The sequence below is a fragment of the Mycobacterium sp. SMC-18 genome, assembly GCF_045310895.1.
GTDB lineage: Bacteria > Actinomycetota > Actinomycetes > Mycobacteriales > Mycobacteriaceae > Mycobacterium.
In genome coordinates, this window is sequence record NZ_JBJIAL010000010.1 from 123,442 (window position 1) to 142,936 (window position 19,495).

Annotated in this window: 18 protein-coding genes; 11 read left to right on the forward strand and 7 right to left on the reverse strand. The window is 68.8% G+C overall.

Annotation, left to right across the window (positions count from 1 at the left end):
• Positions 1-8 precede the first annotated feature (8 nt).
• Together ACJH6J_RS11610 and gcvT are read right to left on the reverse strand one after the other, a co-directional pair.
• Positions 9-1,127, reverse strand: a complete 1,119-nt coding sequence (locus tag ACJH6J_RS11610; RefSeq protein WP_020103558.1) for a branched-chain amino acid aminotransferase — start codon at positions 1,125-1,127, stop codon at positions 9-11.
• Between the two features lie 42 nt (positions 1,128-1,169).
• Entirely contained in the window at positions 1,170-2,294 is a 1,125-nt protein-coding gene (gene gcvT / locus ACJH6J_RS11615) for a glycine cleavage system aminomethyltransferase GcvT (RefSeq protein WP_212812111.1), read from the reverse strand.
• 68 nt (positions 2,295-2,362) lie between these two features.
• Between gcvT and ACJH6J_RS11620 the strand changes: the two genes are divergently transcribed.
• From ACJH6J_RS11620 to ACJH6J_RS11630, 3 genes are all read left to right on the forward strand, one after another.
• Complete coding sequence (locus ACJH6J_RS11620) at positions 2,363-3,517, forward strand: adenylate/guanylate cyclase domain-containing protein (RefSeq protein WP_212812112.1); 1,155 nt, start codon at positions 2,363-2,365, stop codon at positions 3,515-3,517.
• Complete coding sequence (locus tag ACJH6J_RS11625) at positions 3,517-5,040, forward strand: leucyl aminopeptidase (RefSeq protein ID WP_371824532.1); 1,524 nt, start codon at positions 3,517-3,519, stop codon at positions 5,038-5,040. The genes ACJH6J_RS11620 and ACJH6J_RS11625 overlap by 1 nt, the downstream gene beginning before the upstream one ends.
• A gap of 93 nt (positions 5,041-5,133) precedes the next feature.
• A complete protein-coding gene (locus ACJH6J_RS11630; protein WP_212812114.1) occupies positions 5,134-5,484 on the forward strand; it encodes a hypothetical protein in 351 nt (116 codons plus the stop codon).
• A 6-nt stretch (positions 5,485-5,490) separates the two neighbouring features.
• Here the strand turns inward: ACJH6J_RS11630 and ACJH6J_RS11635 are convergent, their stop codons facing one another.
• Positions 5,491-6,426 carry an alpha/beta fold hydrolase gene (locus tag ACJH6J_RS11635; RefSeq protein WP_212812115.1) on the reverse strand — a complete coding sequence of 312 codons (936 nt, stop codon included), beginning with the start codon at positions 6,424-6,426 and terminating at the stop codon, positions 5,491-5,493.
• A gap of 191 nt (positions 6,427-6,617) precedes the next feature.
• Between ACJH6J_RS11635 and sucB the strand changes: the two genes are divergently transcribed.
• From sucB to ACJH6J_RS11660, 5 genes are read left to right on the forward strand one after another with little or no spacing between them, the layout of a single operon-like run.
• Complete coding sequence (gene sucB, locus ACJH6J_RS11640; protein ID WP_346414659.1) at positions 6,618-8,411, forward strand: 2-oxoglutarate dehydrogenase, E2 component, dihydrolipoamide succinyltransferase; 1,794 nt, start codon at positions 6,618-6,620, stop codon at positions 8,409-8,411.
• Between the two features lie 4 nt (positions 8,412-8,415).
• Positions 8,416-9,324: a TIGR01777 family oxidoreductase gene (locus ACJH6J_RS11645; RefSeq protein WP_212812116.1), complete on the forward strand. Its 909-nt coding sequence runs from the start codon at positions 8,416-8,418 to the stop codon at positions 9,322-9,324.
• A gap of 25 nt (positions 9,325-9,349) precedes the next feature.
• Complete coding sequence (lipB, locus tag ACJH6J_RS11650) at positions 9,350-10,042, forward strand: lipoyl(octanoyl) transferase LipB (protein ID WP_212812117.1); 693 nt, start codon at positions 9,350-9,352, stop codon at positions 10,040-10,042.
• Complete coding sequence (gene lipA, locus ACJH6J_RS11655) at positions 10,039-10,971, forward strand: lipoyl synthase (RefSeq protein WP_020103549.1); 933 nt, start codon at positions 10,039-10,041, stop codon at positions 10,969-10,971. The genes lipB and lipA overlap by 4 nt, the downstream gene beginning before the upstream one ends.
• A gap of 15 nt (positions 10,972-10,986) precedes the next feature.
• Positions 10,987-11,742, forward strand: coding sequence for a DUF4191 domain-containing protein (locus ACJH6J_RS11660; protein ID WP_212812118.1), 756 nt, complete (start codon positions 10,987-10,989; stop codon positions 11,740-11,742).
• Positions 11,743-11,810: 68 nt separating this feature from the next.
• On the opposite strand, the gene ACJH6J_RS11665 is transcribed toward ACJH6J_RS11660, so the two are convergent.
• Positions 11,811-12,302, reverse strand: a complete 492-nt coding sequence (locus ACJH6J_RS11665; RefSeq protein ID WP_212812119.1) for an RDD family protein — start codon at positions 12,300-12,302, stop codon at positions 11,811-11,813.
• Positions 12,303-12,470: 168 nt separating this feature from the next.
• On the opposite strand from ACJH6J_RS11665, the gene glnA reads away from it, so the two are divergent.
• From glnA to ACJH6J_RS11680, 3 genes are all read left to right on the forward strand, one after another.
• Positions 12,471-13,907 (forward strand): type I glutamate--ammonia ligase, encoded by a 1,437-nt coding sequence (gene glnA, locus ACJH6J_RS11670; protein WP_073698180.1) that lies wholly within the window; start codon positions 12,471-12,473, stop codon positions 13,905-13,907.
• A gap of 226 nt (positions 13,908-14,133) precedes the next feature.
• The gene (locus ACJH6J_RS11675) at positions 14,134-14,460 is read left to right on the forward strand and encodes a darcynin family protein (protein ID WP_346414660.1); all 327 of its coding nucleotides are present in this window, start codon (positions 14,134-14,136) and stop codon (positions 14,458-14,460) included.
• A 152-nt stretch (positions 14,461-14,612) separates the two neighbouring features.
• Positions 14,613-15,029, forward strand: a complete 417-nt coding sequence (locus ACJH6J_RS11680) for a DoxX family protein (protein WP_064859256.1) — start codon at positions 14,613-14,615, stop codon at positions 15,027-15,029.
• Here ACJH6J_RS11680 and ACJH6J_RS11685 read toward each other — a convergent pair whose 3' ends face one another.
• Genes ACJH6J_RS11685 through ACJH6J_RS11695 form a run of 3 tightly spaced genes read right to left on the reverse strand, consistent with a single transcriptional unit; the run spans position 15,030 to position 19,476 of the window.
• A complete protein-coding gene (locus ACJH6J_RS11685; protein ID WP_135357240.1) occupies positions 15,030-15,884 on the reverse strand; it encodes a TIGR03619 family F420-dependent LLM class oxidoreductase in 855 nt (284 codons plus the stop codon).
• On the reverse strand, positions 15,881-16,519 hold the full coding sequence (locus tag ACJH6J_RS11690) for a PaaI family thioesterase (protein WP_135357239.1): 639 nt from the start codon (positions 16,517-16,519) through the stop codon (positions 15,881-15,883). The genes ACJH6J_RS11685 and ACJH6J_RS11690 overlap by 4 nt, the downstream gene beginning before the upstream one ends.
• Before the next feature lie 5 nt (positions 16,520-16,524).
• Complete coding sequence (locus ACJH6J_RS11695) at positions 16,525-19,476, reverse strand: bifunctional [glutamine synthetase] adenylyltransferase/[glutamine synthetase]-adenylyl-L-tyrosine phosphorylase (protein ID WP_073698196.1); 2,952 nt, start codon at positions 19,474-19,476, stop codon at positions 16,525-16,527.
• Positions 19,477-19,495: the final 19 nt, after the last annotated feature.

Consider the following 19,495-nt stretch of genomic DNA (forward strand, 5'->3'; position numbering starts at 1 on the left):
GGCCGTGATCAGCCCAGGCGGGTCATCCAGTTGTGGGTGTCGGCGAAGGTGCCGCGCTGAATGCCGGTCAGGGTGTCGCGCAGCGCCATGGTGACCTCACCGGGCTGGCCGTCGCCGATGGTGAACTCGCCGGCCGATTCGCCGTGCCCGTACTTCACATGCGCGACGGGCGTGATGACGGCGGCGGTACCGCAGGCGAACACCTCGGTGATCTCCCCCGCGGCGGCCTTCTTCTGCCACTCGTCGATGTCGATCTTGCGTTCCTCGACGGCGAAGCCGGCGTCAACCGCCAACTGCAGCAACGAGTCCCGCGTGATGCCGGGCAGGAGCGAGCCGGACAGCTCGGGGGTGACCAGTCGTGCCGAACCACCACTGCCGAACACGAAGAACAGGTTCATGCCACCCATTTCTTCGACGTACCGGCGCTCGATGGCGTCCAGCCAGACCACCTGGTCGCAGCCCATCTCGGCGGCCTGCGCCTGCGCCAGCAGCGACGCGGCGTAGTTGCCGCCGAACTTGGCCGCGCCGGTGCCGCCCGGGCTGGCCCGCACGTACTCGGTGGACAGGTAGACCGACACCGGCTTGATGCCGCCCTTGAAGTACGCGCCGGCGGGCGAACCGATCACCAGATAGCGGTACTCGTTGGCGGGGCGCACACCCAGGCCGGGCTCGGTGGCGATGATGAACGGGCGCAGGTACAGCGACGCCTCACCACCGGCGGCCGGCACCCATTCGTTGTCGACGGCGATCAGCTGGCGCAGTGACTCGACGAAGACGTCGCCGGGCAGCTCCGGGATGGCCAGGCGCCGGCACGACGACTGCAGCCGGGCGGCGTTGGCCTCCGGACGGAACGACACGATCGAGCCGTCATTCCAGCGGTACGCCTTCAGACCCTCGAAGACCTCCTGCGCGTAGTGCAGGACGATCGCCGACGGATCGAGCTCGATGGGCCCGTATTCGGTGACCCGTGCGTCGTGCCAGCCACGGTCGACGGTGTAGTCGATGGCCACCATGTGGTCGGTGTGGAACCGCCCGAATCCGGGGTCGGCCAGAACCTGAGCCCTTACCTCATCGCTCGCCGGGTTGCTCGCGCGCGAAACGGTGAATTCGAGGGGGCCATCGGTCATATGCCGATTGTATCGCCCGTGGCTAGCGCGTTTTCGCCGCGGCTAACGCGTCTTGGCCGCCACGAACGGCGGCGCCACGACCTCGCATTCGAGCGCCCGGCCGCGGACGTCGACGGTCACCCGCGCGCCGTCGGCGATGTCGGCCGCGGTGTCGAGCAGTGCCAGCGCGATGCCGACCTTGAGGCTCGGCGAGAAGGTGCCCGACGTGGTGATGCCCACCGGCTTGGCAGGTACCTCCCCCGTCGCTTCGCTCGCCCCGGCGTCCAACACTGTCAAACCGGCCCGCAGCACGCCACGTCCGACAGCCTTCAGGCCGCGCAGCGTCCGCTTCGGCCCGGCTTCCTTCTCCGCGAGCAGCGCGTCGCGGCCCCAGAAGGCGTCCTTCTTCCAGCCGATGGCCCAGCCGCAGCGGGCCTGCAGCGGCGAAATGTCCAGCGACAGTTCATGTCCGTGCAGCGGGTAGCCCATCTCGGTGCGCAGGGTGTCGCGCGAGCCCAGCCCGGCGAGTTCACCGCCGGCATCCTTGACCGCGGCGACGAGCGCGTCGAAGACCACGCCCGCGCGGTCCCACTCGGGCAGCAGTTCGTAGCCGTGCTCACCGGTGTAGCCGGTGCGGCACACCCGAACCGGGACGCCGTTGTACTCGGCGTCGGCGTAGCCCATGTAGTCCATGTCGGTCGGCAGCCCGAGCGCGGTGAGCACGTCGGTGGATTTCGGCCCCTGCACCGCGAGCACGGCGTAGGAGCGGTGCTCGTCGGTGATGGTCAGTTCGGGCGGGGCGACGCGCTGCAGCTCGGCGACGACGGCGGCGGTGTTGGCCGCGTTGGGCACCAGGAAGATCTCGTCGGCGGAGACGTAGTAGGCGATCAGATCGTCGATCACGCCGCCGGACTCGTTGCAGCACAACGTGTATTGCGCCTTGCCCGGACCGATGCGGCGCAGGTCGTTGGTGAAGGCGGAGTTGACGAACTCGGCGGCGCCGGGGCCACGCACGAGCGCCTTGCCGAGGTGGCTGACGTCGAAGAGCCCGACGGTCTCGCGGGTGGCGTTGTGCTCGGCCACGGTGCCGGCGTACGACACCGGCATCAACCAGCCCCCGAATTCGGCGAAACTCGCCCCGAGTTCGCGGTGACGGTCTTCCAGCGGGCCCTGCAACAGTTCGCTCACGGCCAGTCAGCCTAGTGCTTGCGCCTCGGATCGCAGTCGGTATGTGGCTGTGATCCGAGGCGTTATCGATGGTCAGATCGCCCCGCCGGTCCCCCGGTAGCTGGCAGACTCGTTTCGTGGTCGATTTCGACGCCCTGGAAGCCGCGGGCATCGCCGATGCCCGCCGGCGCGCACCGCTCATCGAGTATCTGGACGGCCTGGGCTTCACCGCGGAGCAGATGGTCACGGCCGAGCGCCAGGGGCGGTTGTTCGGCTTGGCCGGCGACGTCGTGCAGTGGTCGGGGCAGCCCAGCCACAGCCTGACCGCCGCCGCTGAGGCGCTCGGATTACCGCTGGCCGACGTCGAGCAGGCCTGGGCGGTGCTGGGCCTGACGGTCGCCGACCCGAACACACCGACGCTCACCGACAACGACATCGAGGCGCTGCGCACCTGGGCCGACCTGCGGACGGCGATCGGCGACGACGCCGCGACGGGCTTCCTCCGGGTGATCGGCGCCAGTGTGGCGCGGGTGGCCGAGGCGCTGGCGTCGATGAGCCGCGCCGGTCTGCCGGAACTCGACCTGGCCCACAGCCACGACGAACTCGTGACGGCGCAGGCCTACCGATCGGCGGCCGCCTTCATTCCGCGCATCGGCGGCATGATCGACTCCTTTCACCGCCACCACTTGTTCGCTGCCCGAACGTATTTCGATGCCGTCGCCCGCCGCGAGCCATTGACGGTGGACTGCGGTGTCGGGTTTGCCGACCTGTCCAATTTCACGCAGCTCACGCAACGGCTCACGCCGGCCGACCTGACCAGCCTGCTCAACGAGTTCAACGCCATCACGAACGACGTGGTGCACGCCGACGGCGGCCGGGTGGTCAAGTTCATCGGCGATGCGGTGATGTGGGTCAGTGCCACACCCGAGTCGCTGGCGCGGGTCGCCATGGACCTGGTGCACCATCCGCGGCCGAAGATGGCCCACATCAGCGTGCGGGCCGGTCTGAGTTTCGGCTCGGTGGTGGCCACCGGTGGTGATTACTTCGGCAATCCGGTGAATCTGGCGGCCCGCCTGGTGGCCGCAGCCGAGCCGGGGCAGATTCTGGTGGCCGCACCGTGGTACGACATGCCGGGCAAATGGCCGGTGGCGCCGCGGGAGCCTTTGGTACTCAAGGGCTTCAACGACCCGGTGACCGCGTTCGAGCTGTGCCCGGAGGCTGAGCGGGCGGCCCGGCAGGCGTGATGACTAGGGTGGGACCGGTGAGCAGCGCACCCGGTTACCAGTCCCCCGCCGTCACCGTCGCATCCGCCCTGCCGTCCGATCTGGACGCCGCGGTGCTGATCGTGCCGGTCATCACCGGCGAGAACGACGAGGCCACGGTTCTGGCCAACCCGTTCCTGGACGCCGAAGCCACCGGCGAGATCGAGGTGGCATTGAAGACCCTTGGCGCGAAGGGTTCGACCGAGCAGGTGACGCGCGTGCTCGTGCCGTCGCTGCCGGTGGCCAGCGTGCTGGCCGTCGGCCTCGGCAAGGACCGCGACGAGTGGCCGGCCGACGTCATCCGCCGCGCCGCCGGCGTGGCGGCCCGCGCCCTCAACGGCACCGAGACCGTCGTGACCACCCTGTCCGAAGTGGACGTGGCCGCTGCCGTCGAAGGCCTGATCCTCGGCGCCTACCGCTTCTCCGAATTCCGCAGCGCGAAGACCGCCCCGAAGGAGGCGGGCCTCACGGCGCTGACGGTGCTGTCCACCGCCGACGACGCCGAGACCGCAGCGGCCCGCGGCGTCGATGTCGCGACTGCCGTGGCGACGGCCCGCGACTTCGTCAACACCCCGCCGAGCCACCTGTACCCGGGCGAATTCGCCAAGCGCGCAAAGGCTTTGGGTAAGTCGGCGGGCCTCGAGGTCGAGGTGCTGGGCAAGAAGGAACTGGAGGACGCCGGATACGGCGGCATCGTGGGTGTCGGCAAGGGCTCGTCCCGCGGGCCGCGCCTGGTGCGGCTGACCTACCGTTCCGGCAAGAAGAACGCCAAGAAGGTGGCGCTGGTGGGCAAGGGCATCACCTTCGACACCGGCGGCATCTCGATCAAGCCGGCCGCCAACATGCACCACATGACCTCCGACATGGGCGGTGCCGCGGCCGTCATCGCGACCGTCGTGCTGGCGGCGCGTCAGAAGCTGGCGGTCGACGTCACCGCGACCGTCCCCATGGCCGAGAACATGCCGTCGTCGACGGCGCAGCGGCCCGGCGATGTCCTGACGCAGTACGGCGGCACCACCATCGAGGTGCTCAACACCGATGCCGAGGGCCGGCTCATCCTGGCCGACGCCATCGTCCGCGCCTGCGAGGACAACCCCGACTACCTCATCGAGACGTCGACGCTGACCGGCGCGCAACTGGTCGCGCTCGGCACGCGCACCCCCGGCGTGATGGGTAGCGACGAGTTCCGCGACCGGGTCGCGAAGCTGTCGCAGCAGGTCGGCGAGAACGCGTGGGCGATGCCACTGCCCGAGGAGTTGAAGGACGACCTGAAGTCGACGGTCGCCGACCTGGCGAATGTCAGCGGCGCGCGCAACGCGGGCATGCTGGTGGCCGGGGTGTACCTGCGCGAGTTCGTCGCCGACGGTGTGCAGTGGGCACACCTCGACGTCGCCGGCCCGGCGTACAACACCGGCGGCCCGTGGGGCTACACCGGCAAGGGTGGCACCGGCGTCCCGACCCGCACGATGTTCGCCGTGCTGGAGGACATCGCCGCCAACGGCTGACCACGCACACAACGACAGCTCGGCGGTAGCTGAGACGACGGCAGTTGCCGAATTTTTCTACCGCCGAGCTTGTCCGAGGCGTACCGTTCCTGCATGAATAAGTACATTCAGCTGGCTGCCGTCACAGCCACTGTTATCGGCATGGAATTAGCCGGGATGAGCGGTGCCGCACAGGCGCTTGCCGATCCCGAAGACGAGGACATCATCGCCGACCAGTTGTGTCCCTTCCGGAATGTGATCGACCGGCTGGGCGGCGACGATCAGTGCGACCCCGGATACAACAACGGCGACAACAACGGCGGCGGGCTGTTCTACAACAACGGCATGCCGTGCGACAGCGTCGCGTTCCAGAACCCGGCCTGCAATCCCACGGTCAACGTGAACGTGAACCACGAGGGCGAAGTCACGCACAACGTCAACGTCAACGGCGAGCCGCCCCGATAGGCCGCCCTAGCCGGCTTTGCTGCCGACCTGAGCCAGTTGCAGCTCTGGCGTGGGCGCGGCGCCGGCGACATGCTCGGCGAGTTCGCGGGCGGCGGTGGCGAGCAGCTCCGGATGTGACATCGGCGACCAGTGTCCCGACTCGATGTCCCGGCGCCACAACTGCGAGACCCATTGGGGCGTCTCGTTGTACAGGTACGGGCGCACGAACTGGTCGCCGCGGTTGACGATCACCTGCACAGGCACCGTGACGTAGTGGTCGCGCCGGCCCTTGAAAAGGGTGCGCCAGTAGTTGGCCGGGTACACCTTGAGGCTGTTCGCGGCGTCGGTCGCGAAGGTGTCCGAATGCCGAATCTGGTTGTCGGACATGCCATCCAGCCACTTCAGCAGGAGCGGAATGATGGTCGGCACGCTGGCGCGCACCAGCACTCGCGCCACGAGCGGGATCGAGAAGAAGCCCTGGTATGTCAGCCGCAGGAACTGCGACACCGATTGCAGGAACCGCGCCGGCTGATACGGCCGCTTGAGACCCTCCATGATGAAGCGCCGGGTGTGGTCGGCGCTCGGCCCCGAGGTCGAGGTGAACGACGCGACGCGGTCCACCGACTCCGGTCGCGACAGGTACTCCCAGATACCGACCGAGCCCCAGTCATGGGCCAGCACGTGGACCTTCTGACCGGGCGCCAGCGCGGCGATGACGGCCGCGAAGTCGTCGGCGTAGTGCGCCATGGTGTACGACGAAACCTTCTTGGGCACACCGGAATTGCGCGAGCCACGGTTGTCGTAGCGGATCACCCGGTAGGTGTCGGCGAGGTGCGGCACCGTGGCGTCCCACATGTCGTGCGAGTCGGGCCAGCCGTGCACCAGCACCATCACCGGGCCGTCGGGGTTGCCCTCGTCGTAGGTCGCGATCCGCGTCCCGTCGGCACTGTCCACAAACTGCATCGCCACACCCGCCTGACCTCAAAGTATCCCGTACCGCCGGTACTGGTTCGATTGCGACAGTAGCCTGCTCAGCGAGGGTGTCAACACAGCGGGACAAAGTCCCGACCCGCCCCTCCTCGACTGCGCGAGCATGACAGGATGGGCCCTGTAGACATTCGAAGTGACGAGCGACTTTTCGAGGAGTCAACGTAATGGCCATCTCCGTCCAGATGCCCGCACTCGGTGAGAGCGTTACCGAGGGGACCGTCACTCGATGGCTCAAGCAGGAGGGCGACACCGTCGCGGTCGACGAGCCCCTGCTCGAGGTGTCCACCGACAAGGTCGACACCGAAATCCCGTCGCCGGCAGCCGGTGTCCTGACCAAGATCGTCGCGCAGGAAGACGACGTGGTCGAGATCGGCGGCGAGCTCGCCGTCATCGGTGAGGCCGGCGAGTCCCCGGCTCCGTCCGCCCCCGAGCCCGCAGCGGCACCCGAGCCGGAGCCCACCCCGGCTCCCGAGCCCGCCGCCGAAGCCCCGGCTCCGGCCGCCGAAACTCCCGCGCCGGCACCCGCATCGGCCCCCGCCCCGGCCGCCTCCGACGCGACCGACGCCACCTCGATCGTGATGCCGACGCTCGGCGAGTCCGTCACCGAGGGCACCGTGACCCGCTGGCTCAAGAAGGTCGGCGACTCCGTGGAGGTCGACGAGCCCCTGGTCGAGGTGTCCACCGACAAGGTCGACACCGAAATCCCGTCGCCGATCGCCGGCGTGCTGCTGTCCATCACCGCCGACGAGGACGACGTCGTGTCCATCGGTGGCGAGCTCGCCAAGATCGGTGCCGCCGGTTCGGCCCCGGCCGCCGCCCCGGCCCCCGAAGCCCCGGCACCGGCACCCGCCCCCGAGCCTGCCGCCGCGCCGACGCCACCGCCGGCTCCCCCGGCTCCGGCCGCACCGACCCCGCCGCCGGCCCCCGCGCCCGCTCCCGCCCCGGCCGCTCCGGCGCCCGCCGCTCCGGCTGCTGCGGCCCCGGCCGCGTCGTCGTCGGACGACGCCAGCCCGTACGTCACCCCGCTGGTGCGAAAGTTGGCTGCCGAGAACAACGTTGACCTCGCATCGGTGCAGGGCACCGGTGTCGGTGGTCGCATCCGCAAGCAGGACGTGCTCGCCGCGGCGGAGGCCGCCAAGGCCCCGGCCGCACCTGCCGCCGCTTCGTCCGCCCCGGCCCCCGCAGCTCCGGCGGCGAAGGCCCCGGCCGCCGCACCGGCTCCGGCCCTGGCGCACCTGCGTGGCACCACGCAGAAGGCCACCCGGATCCGGCAGATCACGGCCAAGAAGACGCGCGAGTCGCTGCAGACCACGGCGCAGCTGACGCAGACCCACGAGGTCGACATGACCCGCATCGTCTCGCTGCGGGCGCGCGCCAAGAACTCGTTCGCCGAGCGCGAGGGTGTGAACCTGACCTACCTGCCGTTCATCGCCCGCGCGGTGATCGACGCGTTGAAGATCCACCCGAACGTCAACGCCAGCTACAACGAGGAAACCAAGGAGATCACCTACTACGACGCCGAGCACCTCGGCTTCGCGGTGGACACCGAGCAGGGCCTGCTGTCGCCGGTCGTGCACAACGCCGGTGACCTGTCCCTCGGTGGCCTCGCGCGGGCGATCGTCGACATCGCCGACCGCGCCCGCTCGGGCAATCTGCGGCCCGACGAGCTGGCCGGTGGCACCTTCACGATCACCAACATCGGCAGCCAGGGCGCCCTGTTCGACACCCCGATCTTGGTCCCGCCGCAGGCGGCCATGCTCGGCACCGGCGCCATCGTCAAGCGGCCGCGCGTCGTCGTGGACGAGAGCGGCAACGAGTCGATCGGTGTCCGGTCGGTCTGCTACCTGCCGCTGACCTACGACCACCGCCTGATCGACGGCGCCGACGCCGGACGGTTCGTGACCACCATCAAACGTCGTCTCGAAGAGGGTGCGTTCGAGGCCGACCTGGGGCTGTAATCCCATGGCGCACGCGGTCATTGCCATCGCGGGCTCGTCGGGACTCATCGGTTCCGCACTGGTGTCGGCGCTGCGCGCGACCGACCACCGGGTGGTGCGCATCGTGCGCCGGCAGCCGGCCAACGCCGACGAGGTGTACTGGAACCCCGACGCCGGCGACTTCGACTGGCGCACGCTGCGTGACGTCGATGCCGTGGTCAACCTGTGCGGCGTGAGCATCGGGGCGCGCCGCTGGTCGGGAGCGTTCAAGCAGAGCCTGCGTGACAGCCGGATCGTCCCGACCGAGGTGCTGACCGACGCCGTCGTCGACGCCGGGGTGCCCGTGCTCATCAACGCCAGTGCCGTTGGCTTCTATGGCGATACGCGCGACCGCATCGCCGATGAGCGATCCCCCGCCGGCACCGGCTTCCTGGCCCGGCTCTGTCTGGACTGGGAGGCCGCCACCCGGCCGGCCGCCGACGCCGGCGTCCGCGTCGTGCTCGCGCGCACCGGCCTCGTGCTGGCACCGGCCGGCGGCATGCTGGCTCGGCTCCGCCCGGTCTTCGGGCTCGGCCTCGGTGCCCGGCTGGGCAGTGGGCGCCAGTACATGCCGTGGATCACGCTCGAGGACGAGGTGCGGGCCCTGCTGTTCGCGCTCAATCACGACGACCTGTCCGGCCCGCTGAATCTGACGGGCCCGGCGCCGGTGACCAATGGCGAGTTCACCGAGGCGCTGGGGCGGGCACTGCACCGCCCCACCCCGCTGCTGATGCCCGGTTTCGCGCTGCGGGCCGCGCTCGGCGAGTTCGCCGAGGAGGGACTGCTCGGCGGCCAGCGGGCCATCCCGGCCGCGCTCGAGGACGCCGGCTTCGAGTTCCACCAGCGGACCATCGGCGAGGCGCTGTCGTACGTCACCGCCCCCAACGCGGCCTGACTCCGGCAGGCGTAGCGTCAGTTCAGTGACGATCCGATCTGCCTGCGGCCCGATCGACGTGCGCCGCCTCGGCACCATCGACTACAACGACGCCTGGGAGCTGCAGCGCGAGCTCGCCGCCGCCCGCTCCGACGAGCGCGGCAACGACACGCTGCTGCTGCTCGAGCATCCGCCCGTCTACACCGCCGGCCGCCGCACCGAACCGCACGAGCGGCCGGTCGACGGCACCCCCGTCATCGACACCGACCGCGGCGGCAAGATCACCTGGCACGGCCCCGGGCAGCTGGTGGGCTACCCGATCATCGGCCTGGCACAGCCGCTCGACGTCGTGAGATTCGTTCGGCTGCTCGAGGATGCGCTGATGACGGTGTGCGGCGACCTGGGCCTGCAGACCATCCGGGTGGACGGCCGGTCCGGTGTCTGGCTGCCGGCCGACGACCTGCGGCCCGAACGCAAGATCGCCGCCATCGGCATCCGCGTCGCCCGCGGCACGACGCTGCACGGCTTCTCGCTGAACTGCAACTGCGACCTGACGGCGTTCGGCGGCATCGTCCCGTGCGGCATCGCCGATGCGGGCGTCACGTCGCTGACGAAGGAGTTGGGCCGCGAGATCACGCCCGAGGACGTCATCGACCGGGTGGCCGAGGCAGTGTGCGAGGTACTCGGCGCTCCGTCCGTCAAGGCGCTCGGCGCCGCGGCACTAACATCGACACCATGAGCGTTGATCCCGGTAACCGCAAGCTGCTCCGCCTGGAGGTCCGCAACGCGGAGACGCCCATCGAGCGCAAGCCGCCGTGGATCAAGACCAAGCTCAAGATGGGCCCGGAGTACAAGGACCTCAAGAGCCTGGTCAAGCGCGAGGGCCTGCACACCGTCTGCGAAGAGGCCGGCTGCCCCAACATCTACGAATGCTGGGAGGACCGCGAGGCCACCTTCCTGATCGGTGGCGAGCAGTGCACCCGCCGCTGCGACTTCTGCCAGATCGACACCGGCAAGCCCGCCGACCTGGACCGGGACGAGCCGCGCCGGGTGGCCGAGAGCGTGCACACTATGGGCCTGCGGTACTCCACCATCACCGGCGTGGCCCGCGACGACCTGCCCGACGGCGGCGCCTGGCTGTACGCCGAGACCGTCCGCCAGATCCACGCGCTCAACCCGAACACCGGTGTCGAGCTGCTGGCGCCCGACTTCAACGGTGTGCCCGCACTGCTCGAAGAGGTCTTCGACTCACGTCCAGAAGTGTTCGCGCACAACGTCGAAACCGTGCCGCGCATCTTCAAGCGCATCCGCCCGGCGTTCCGCTACGAGCGCAGCCTCGGCGTCATCACCGCCGCCCGCGACTACGGCCTGGTGACCAAGAGCAACCTGATCCTGGGTATGGGTGAGACGCCCGAGGAGATCCGGGTGGCCCTGCAGGACCTGTACGACGCGGGCTGCGACATCGTCACCATCACGCAGTACCTGCGTCCGTCGCCGCGGCACCACCCCGTCGAGCGGTGGGTGCGACCGGAGGAATTCGTCGAGCACCAGCAGTTCGCCGAGGGTCTCGGGTTCGCCGGTGTCCTGGCCGGACCGCTGGTCCGGTCGTCCTACCGAGCCGGCAAGCTGTACGCCCAGGCTGCCCGGTTACGGCCACCGGTTTCCTGAATCTATCCTGGTGGCATGGCGAAGACCACCAATCCTGCCGCTGTGAAGGCCGCGAAGGCCGAGGCGAAGGCGGCGCGCAAGGCCGCTTCGAAGCAGCGCCGAGCCCAGCTCTGGCAGGCGTTCCAGATTCAGCGCAAAGAGGACAAGCGGCTGCTGCCGTACATGATCGGCGCGTTCGTCCTGATCGTGGGGCTCGCCGTCGCGATGGCCGCGTACTCCGGCGGCATCTTCAGCTGGATCACGCTGCCCATCCTGGGTGTGCTGCTCGGCGCGCTGGTCGCGTTCATCATCTTCGGCCGACGCGCGCAGAAGTCGGTCTACAGCAAGGCTGACGGCCAGACCGGCGCGGCGGCCTGGGCGCTGGACAACATGCGCGGCCAGTGGCGCGTCACGCAGGGCGTCGCCGCCACCGGCAGCTTCGATGCCGTGCACCGCGTGGTCGGCCGGCCGGGTGTGATCTTCGTCGGCGAGGGTTCGCCGCAGCGCCTGAAACCGCTTCTGGCGCAGGAGAAGAAGCGCACCGCACGACTGGTCGGCGAGGTGCCGATCTACACCATCGTGGTCGGCAACGAAGAGGACCAGGTGCCGCTGGCCAAGCTGGAACGGCACCTGACCAAGCTGCCCGCCAACATCACCACCAAGCAGATGGACGCCCTCGAGTCGCGCCTGGCCGCCCTCGGTACCAAGCTGGGCCCCGGCGGCCTGCCCAAGGGCCCGCTGCCCGCGGGCGCCAAGATGAAGGGCATGCAGCGCACCGCGCGTCGCAAGTAGCCCGCCGCCTGCGATTTGTGCACGATTTTCCGCGCTGACCGCGGAAAATCGTGCACAAATCGCTTCGGTCAGCGGCGCAGGACGGCGGTGTTGGTCAGCCGGTCCTGCAGCCCGCGGCCGTCGGCGTCGGTGAACAGCGCCGGCACGGCCAGCAACACCAGCAGCATGCGGACGAAGGCGCGGCCGAGGCCGACGTACTGGCTCCGGCCGACGGACACGACGCGCAATCCCAGTGCGAACTGGCCCGGCGTGAAGGTGAAGAGCCGCACCGACACCGTGCCGACGACGACCCAGGCGATCACCGCGGGTGTGCCGTGCCAGACGTATTGGTATTCGTATTCGCTCAATCCGCCGAACACCACACTCAGGGTGCCGAGGCCGTAGCAGATCAGCCAGTCCACCAACAACGCGGCGAAGCGGCGCCCGAATCGGGCGAGGGAACCCGGGCCGGTTTCCGGCAGGCCGAGGGCTTTACCCGGGTACGTGGAGTCATCAACGGGGCGCTGCGATTCGGGCCCGGACAGCCACGAACCGAGCCGGAATTCATCAGCACCTGCCATGGTGTCAGGATAGGCGTGCGCGCTCATGCAACCGAACCGCGCGGCGGGTGGCCCACGGTTCCAGGAACCACCGATCGCGTAACGTCCGCGAAACATACGGTTGATTGGCGTGCAACATCGTGTCCCTAGGTTCAACCGCGGGTAACACCAGTAAAGGAGATCACTTACGTGGCAGAAAAGACGTCTGACGACATTTTCAAGCTGATCAAGGACGAGAACGTCGAGTACGTCGACATCCGTTTCTGCGATCTGCCTGGTGTTGTCCAGCACTTCTCGATCCCGGCTTCGGCTTTCGACGAGAGCGTTTTCGAAGACGGCCTCGCGTTCGACGGTTCGTCCGTGCGCGGCTTCCAGTCCATCCACGAGTCCGACATGATGCTGCTGCCGGACGCCAACACCGCGCGCATCGACCCGTTCCGCGCCGCCAAGACGCTGAACCTGAACTTCTTCGTGCACGACCCGTTCACGCGTGAGGCCTACTCCCGTGACCCGCGCAACGTCGCACGCAAGGCCGAGAACTACCTGAAGAGCACCGGCATCGCCGACACCGCGTACTTCGGTGCCGAGGCCGAGTTCTACATCTTCGACTCCGTGGCCTTCGACTCGAAGATCAACGGCACGTTCTACGAAGTCGACTCCGAGTCGGGCTGGTGGAACAGCGGCGAGCCCTACGAGGCCGACGGCTCCCCCAACCGCGGCTACAAGGTCCGCCCCAAGGGTGGCTACTTCCCCGTCGCGCCGTACGACCACTATGTCGACCTGCGTGACGAGATGTCGACCAATCTGATCAACGCCGGGTTCACCCTGGAGCGCGGCCACCACGAGGTCGGCACCGCCGGCCAGGCCGAGATCAACTACAAGTTCGACACGCTGCTCGCCGCGGCCGATGACGTGCTGCTGTTCAAGTACATCATCAAGAACACCGCGTGGGCGAACGGCAAGACCGTCACCTTCATGCCGAAGCCGCTGTTCGGTGACAACGGCTCGGGCATGCACGCCCACCAGTCGCTGTGGAAGGACGGCAAGCCGCTGTTCCACGACGAGTCCGGCTACGCGGGCCTGTCCGACATGGCGCGCCACTACATCGGCGGCATCCTGCACCACGCCCCGTCGCTGCTGGCGTTCACCAACCCGACGGTGAACTCCTACAAGCGTCTGGTGCCGGGCTACGAGGCCCCGATCAACCTGGTGTACAGCCAGCGCAACCGCTCGGCGTGTGTGCGTATCCCGATCACCGGCAACAACCCGAAGGCCAAGCGCCTCGAGTTCCGTTGCCCGGACAGCTCGGGCAACCCGTACCTGGCCTTCTCGGCGATGCTCATGGCCGGTATCGACGGCATCAAGAAGAAGATCGAGCCGCTGGCCCCGGTCGACAAGGACCTCTACGAGCTGCCGCCGGACGAGGCCGCCAACATCCCGCAGGCCCCGACCTCGCTGGCCAGCGTCATCGACAAGCTCGAGGAAGACCACGACTACCTCACCGAGGGTGGCGTGTTCACCGAGGACCTGATCGAGACCTGGATCTCGTACAAGCGCGAGAACGAGATCCTGCCGGTGCAGATTCGCCCTCACCCGTACGAGTTCTCGCTCTACTACGACTGCTGAGTCGCGAGCACACGAACTGCCCCTCTCCTCCGGGAGAGGGGCAGTTCTGTATCGGGGTGACGACGTCGGGGGTGCCCGCTTGCCCACCGCGAACAAGTACGGTAGCCTAACCATCGCGAGCGTCACTGCTCGCGGTGCTGACAACCTCACAGGTCAACGGAGAGATTCGTTGGCCTTTTTCGTTTCTCTCCAGCCCTATTCACAAGCGAGAGAATGAGGTTCGCCCATGTTCACGGTTTTCCTGTTGGTCAAGACCAACCCCGAGTGGCTCGGTTTCCCGGTCGCTAAACGGTTCGACGAACTCACGCTGCATCTGCAGCCGATCCTCGATCGCCACAAGGCGGTCAACTTCACGTGGTACGACACGGAGTTCTACACCGCCCGGGTCACCGATGTCTGGATGCTGACGGCCGCAGACCCGCACGAGTATGAGCTGGCGGTCGAAGAGCTGCGCGAAACACCGCTGTGGGACCGGTATTTCGCCATCGTCGAAATCCTGCCCGGAGTCGCGAATGCCTACGCGGACAACTACGGCCGGGCCGCTATCGGATGACCGGTAGCCGGGTTGCCTCTCCCTCCGGGGAGGGGCAGCCCGGTGGCTCAGCACCCGTCGCCGCGGCGCTGTGAGGCAAATCGCGAGAATTTGCTCCCATTCCGCAATCTCGCAGCACCTGGCGCGTCACAGGAACCTCATATGATGTCGCCATGGCTCAGACTGACATCGAATCCCGGCTCGACGCTGTAGCTCCCATCGTGCTCTCCGTGTTCCGGATGGTCATCGGCTTCCTGTTCACGCTCCACGGCGCCACCACGCTGTTCAAGTGGCCCGTCGACACCAATCCCGGCATGGCCGCACCGGATTTCGGCAGTTTCCCGGGCTGGTACGCCGGCGCCATCGAGCTCATCGTCGGCATCCTGATCTTCACGGGCCTGGCCACCCGCATCGCCGCCTTCATCGGTTCCGGCGAGATGGCTTTCGCGTATTTCATGGCGCACCAGCCGAAAGGCCTGCTGCCCATCGCCAACGGCGGCGAGCCCGCGGTGCTCTACTGCTTCGCGTTGTTCCTGCTGGTCTTCACCGGCGGCGGTGCCATCGCCCTGGACGCGCTGCGGAAACGCTAGTCACAGACCGAGGTCGACGCGAAAGCGCTTGAGTCCGTCGATCTTCTCGGCCAGTGTGGCCGTGGGGCCGCTGTAGAACATCCAGGGCATCGTGACGTTGCCGGTGATGCCGGCCTGCGCGGCGCGCTCGAAATGCTCCGGCAGATACGCATCGGCCAGCGGCGTCAGGATCTCGAAACCCTCGAGCGGTAAGCCGTTTTCGACGCGCAGTTCGCGCACCCGGGTCGCCGCGGCGATGGCCTGGTCGGTGGTGATCAGGTCGCCGATCCAGCCGTCGTTGCGCGCGGCCCGCCGCAGGGCGATCTCGCTGAGCCCGCCGACGTAGATGGGCACCGGAGGCGGCGTCGGCTCCATCTCGAGCCGCGGCACCTGGTAGAACTCCCCGTCGAACGACGTCCACCCCGGCTGCCACAGCTGCCGGATCAGGTCAAGCATCTCGTCGGTGCGCTTGCCGCGGCGCTCGAAAGCCTGCCCCATCAAGGCGAATTCATCGGCGCACCAGCCCACGCCGACGCCGAACTCCACCCGGCCACCGGACAGGCAGGCCGCGGTCCCGACCGATTTCGCGACCGAGAACGGGTCGCGCATCCCCGGGATGTACACCGTCGTCACGAATTTCACGCGGCTGGTCACCTGCGCCAGGGCGCCGACCAGCACCCACGGGTCGGGCCAGTGCGTGAACGGCTGCCAGCGCCGCTGCCCGTCGGGCGTGTACGGGTACGGCGTGCTCAGCGTCTCCAGGTTCACCACATGGTCCGGGATCGCGATGCCGTCGTAGCCGAGTTCGTCTGCGGCCCGGGCGATCTCGGTCAGTTCACTGATGTCCAGGAACGCCAGGGAGACGTAGAACTTCACTCGCGCGCCCAGGAGGGCTTGATGAAGATGCCGTCGGCCTCCACGCTGACACCCTCGGCATCGGACAGCGTGCCGCGGGCGAACGTCTTGATGCCGTCGACTCGGTCGATCCAGGCCTCGGCCCGGACGGGCCCCTGCTTGGTCCCCCGCACGTATCGCAGCGTGATGGTTCCGGTGAAATGTGGTTTGGTCAGCCCGTCACTGGCGGCTTCCCCGAGAATGTGGTCGAGCATCAGCGCGCAGATACCGCCGTGTACCAGGCCGGGCGGTCCCTCGTAGGGCAGCCCGAGTTCGAACTCGGCCCAGCACCGGCCGCCCTCCCCCGCCCCGCCCTCGTGGTGGATCTCCATCGGCGGGGCGATCGCGTTGCGCACGCCCACAGCCGGATTCGTGTATGCCAGCGGCCGTCCGGTGTCGGCATTGCGCAGCGTCGAGGTGCTGCTGTGTTGCACCTCGGCCAGCCGCTCGGTGACCGCTTCGATCGCGGCCTGCGCCTCGGCGATGGTGGCGTCGTCGACACCGGTCCGGATGCCGGCGTCGATCAGCCGGCGCACCGCATCGGTGAACGGCCGGTACACCGCCAGCTGACGCTCGTATTCGGCATCGCTGATCACGTCGAACGGAAAATCACTCACGCTGCCTACTCCCCGAACACCTTGCGCACCACGGTTTTGGCACGACGAGTCACGCGCAGATAGTTGTCGAGGAAGGCGCCGCCGTCGCCGCTCGGCCATCCGGCCGCCACCGCGACCGCGTTGAGCTGACGGCCCGGTCCGGGCAGTTGGTCGGTCGGCTTGCCGCGGACCAGCACCAGAGCGTTGCGCGCGCGGGTCGCGGTCAGCCAGGCCTGCCGCAGCGTGTCCGCCTCGTCACCCTCGATCAGCTGGGCCGCCTCGATGGCGTCCAGCGCCTGCAGCGTCGAGGTGTTGTGCAGCGCGGGAACCTGGTGCGCATAACGCAATTGGAGCAGCTGCACGGTCCATTCCACGTCGGCCAGGCCACCGCGGCCCAACTTGGTGTGGGTGTTGGGGTCGGCGCCGCGGGGCAACCGCTCGGCGTCGACCCGCGCCTTGATCCGCCGGATTTCCCGTACCGCATCCGCCGAGACGCCACCGGGCGGGTAGCGGGTCTTGTCCGCCATCAGGAGGAAGCGCTCGCCCAGTTCCAGGTCGCCGGCGACCCGGTGCGCCCGCAGCAGGGCCTGAATCTCCCACGGCTGCGCCCACTGCGCGTAGTACGACTCGTACGACGCCAGCGTCCGCACCAGTGAGCCGTTTCGGCCCTCCGGCCGCAGTCCGGCGTCGACCTCCAGCGGCGGGTCGCTGGAGGGCTGCCCCAACAGCGTCCGCACCTGTTCGGCGACGCCGATCGCCCAGCGCACGGCGGTCGAATCCTCCACGCCCGCAACCGGTTCGCAGACGAACATCACGTCCGCGTCCGATCCGTAGCCCAGCTCACCGCCGCCGAGCCGGCCCATGCCGATGACGGCGATGCGCGCCAGCGGGCCGTCGGCGCCGGAGCGCGCCCGGATCACCGCATCGAGCGCGGCCTGCAGCACCGCGACCCACACGGACGTCAGCGCCTTGCAGACATCGACCACCTCGAGCAGCCCCAGCAGGTCGGCCGACGCCACCCGGGCCAGTTCGCGGCGACGCAGGGTGCGCGCCGCGGCGATGGCCCGCACCGGGTCGGCGTGCCGACCGGCCGAGGCGACCAGCGCGCGGAACACCGCATCTGGTTCCACCTCGAGCAGTTTCGGCCCCTGCGGACCGTCGGCGTACTGCTGCAGGACTTCGGGCGCCCGCATCAGCAGCTCCGGCACATAGGCCGAGGTGCCGAGCACCCGCATCAGCCGCTTGGCGACGGCGCCCTCGTCACGCAGTGTGGACAGGAACCACCGCTGGTCCCCCAGTTCCTCGCTGATCCGCCGGTACGCCAGCAGGCCGGCGTCCGGATCCGGGGTGTCCGACAGCCAGTCCAGCAGCGTCGGCAGCAGCACCTGCTGCACCGTGCCGCGGCGGCCGCTGGCACTGGTCAGCGCGGCCAGGTGCGTCAGCGCGCTCTGCGGGCCTTCGTAACCCAGTGCGGCCAACTGCCTTTCGGCCGCCGCGGTCGTCAGGCTCGGACCGAACTGGTTCCCCACTTCGAGCAGTGGCTGATAGAAGAGCTTGGCGTGCAGGCGGGACACCCGCATGTTCTGCCGCTTCAGATCCTCGCGCAGGACCCCGAGCGCGTCGTGCTGGCCGTCGGGCCGGATGTGCGCCGCCCGCGCCAGCCAGCGCCACGCCTCGTCGTCGCCGTCCTCGGGCAGCAGGTGGGTCCGCTTGAGTCGCTGCAGTTGCAGCCGGTGCTCCAGCAGCCGCAGAAACTCGTAGGACGCCGTGAGATTCGCGGTGTCGTCGCGGCCGATGTAACCGCCGGAGCCGAGTGCGGCCAATGCGTCGACCGTGGAGGCGACATGCAGCGAATCGTCATTGCGGCCGTGTACGAGCTGCAACAGCTGGACCGCGAACTCGACGTCCCGGAGGCCGCCCTTGCCCAGTTTCAGTTCCCGCGTGCGTACCCCGGCCGGCACCAGTTCCTCGACGCGGCGGCGCATGGCCTGCACGTCGGGCACGAAATCCTCACGGTCACAGGCGGTCCAGACCATCGGCATCAGCGCGTCGATGTACTGCTCGCCCAGCTCGGCATCGCCGACGGCCGCGCGGGCCTTCAAAAGCGCCTGGAATTCCCAGGTTTTGGCCCAGCGCTGGTAGTACGCGACATGCGACTCCAGGGTGCGGACCAGTTGCCCGGCCTTGCCCTCGGGCCGCAGCGCGGCGTCGACCTCGAAGAAGGTCTCGCCGGCGAACCGCATCATCTCGCCGGCCACCCGCGTGGTCACCGAGTCCGCCGCCTCGGCCACGAAGATGACGTCGACGTCGCTGACGTAATTCAGTTCGCGCGCACCGCATTTGCCCATCGCGATGACCGCGAGCCGGGGACCGGGTTCGTCGCCGCACACCGTCCGGGTCGCGACGACAAGTGCCGCCCCGAGTGCCGCATCGGCCAGATCGGACAGGTGCTCCCCGACGGTGACGTACGGCAGCACCGGCTCGTTCTCGACCGTCGGCGCGACGTCCAGCGCGGCCAGCACCAGGATGCGGTCGCGGTAGTAGGTCTGCAATACCGCGGAAGCCGTTGGGGTACCGGCGACTTCGGCCGCCAACCGCTCGAAGTCGTCGAGCAGCTCGGCGCGGGACGGCAGCGTGATGTCGCCGCGCAGCAGTCGCCAGGACAGCGGGTGCGCCACCAGGTGATCGCCCAGGGCCAGCGACGAGCCCAGCACGGCGAACAGCCGACCGCGCAGGGCCGTGTCGGTCACCAGCAGTGCGCTGAGTTCGGCCCAGTCGCCTTCGAGGGCGTCCGCGATCCGCACCATGGCGCGCAACGCGCTGTCGGCGTCAGGGGCGCGCGACAGCGACCACAAGAGCGCAACATGCGCGTCGGTGTTCCAGCCGAGCCGGTCCAGATCCGCCCGCGCCGTGGGCGCAACCAACCCGAGCCGGCCGACGCTGGGCTGCTTGGGGCGCTGCGTCGCGGGGGTGGGCACCACCCGACGTTAGCGCACC

Excerpts from the sequence above, each read along its gene's own strand:
- ACJH6J_RS11635 (WP_212812115.1), bottom strand. The coding sequence starts at position 6,426 with ATGCAGTTTGTGGACAGTGCCGACGGGACGCGGATCGCGACCTACGAC.
- ACJH6J_RS11610 (WP_020103558.1), bottom strand. The coding sequence starts at position 1,127 with ATGACCGATGGCCCCCTCGAATTCACCGTTTCGCGCGCGAGCAACCCG.
- ACJH6J_RS11675 (WP_346414660.1), top strand. The coding sequence starts at position 14,134 with ATGTTCACGGTTTTCCTGTTGGTCAAGACCAACCCCGAGTGGCTCGGT.
- ACJH6J_RS11660 (WP_212812118.1), top strand. The coding sequence starts at position 10,987 with ATGGCGAAGACCACCAATCCTGCCGCTGTGAAGGCCGCGAAGGCCGAG.
- sucB (WP_346414659.1), top strand. The coding sequence starts at position 6,618 with ATGGCCATCTCCGTCCAGATGCCCGCACTCGGTGAGAGCGTTACCGAG.
- ACJH6J_RS11620 (WP_212812112.1), top strand. The coding sequence starts at position 2,363 with ATGGTCAGATCGCCCCGCCGGTCCCCCGGTAGCTGGCAGACTCGTTTC.
- ACJH6J_RS11680 (WP_064859256.1), top strand. The coding sequence starts at position 14,613 with ATGGCTCAGACTGACATCGAATCCCGGCTCGACGCTGTAGCTCCCATC.
- ACJH6J_RS11625 (WP_371824532.1), top strand. The coding sequence starts at position 3,517 with ATGACTAGGGTGGGACCGGTGAGCAGCGCACCCGGTTACCAGTCCCCC.
- ACJH6J_RS11645 (WP_212812116.1), top strand. The coding sequence starts at position 8,416 with ATGGCGCACGCGGTCATTGCCATCGCGGGCTCGTCGGGACTCATCGGT.
- lipA (WP_020103549.1), top strand. The coding sequence starts at position 10,039 with ATGAGCGTTGATCCCGGTAACCGCAAGCTGCTCCGCCTGGAGGTCCGC.
- ACJH6J_RS11665 (WP_212812119.1), bottom strand. The coding sequence starts at position 12,302 with ATGGCAGGTGCTGATGAATTCCGGCTCGGTTCGTGGCTGTCCGGGCCC.
- ACJH6J_RS11630 (WP_212812114.1), top strand. The coding sequence starts at position 5,134 with ATGAATAAGTACATTCAGCTGGCTGCCGTCACAGCCACTGTTATCGGC.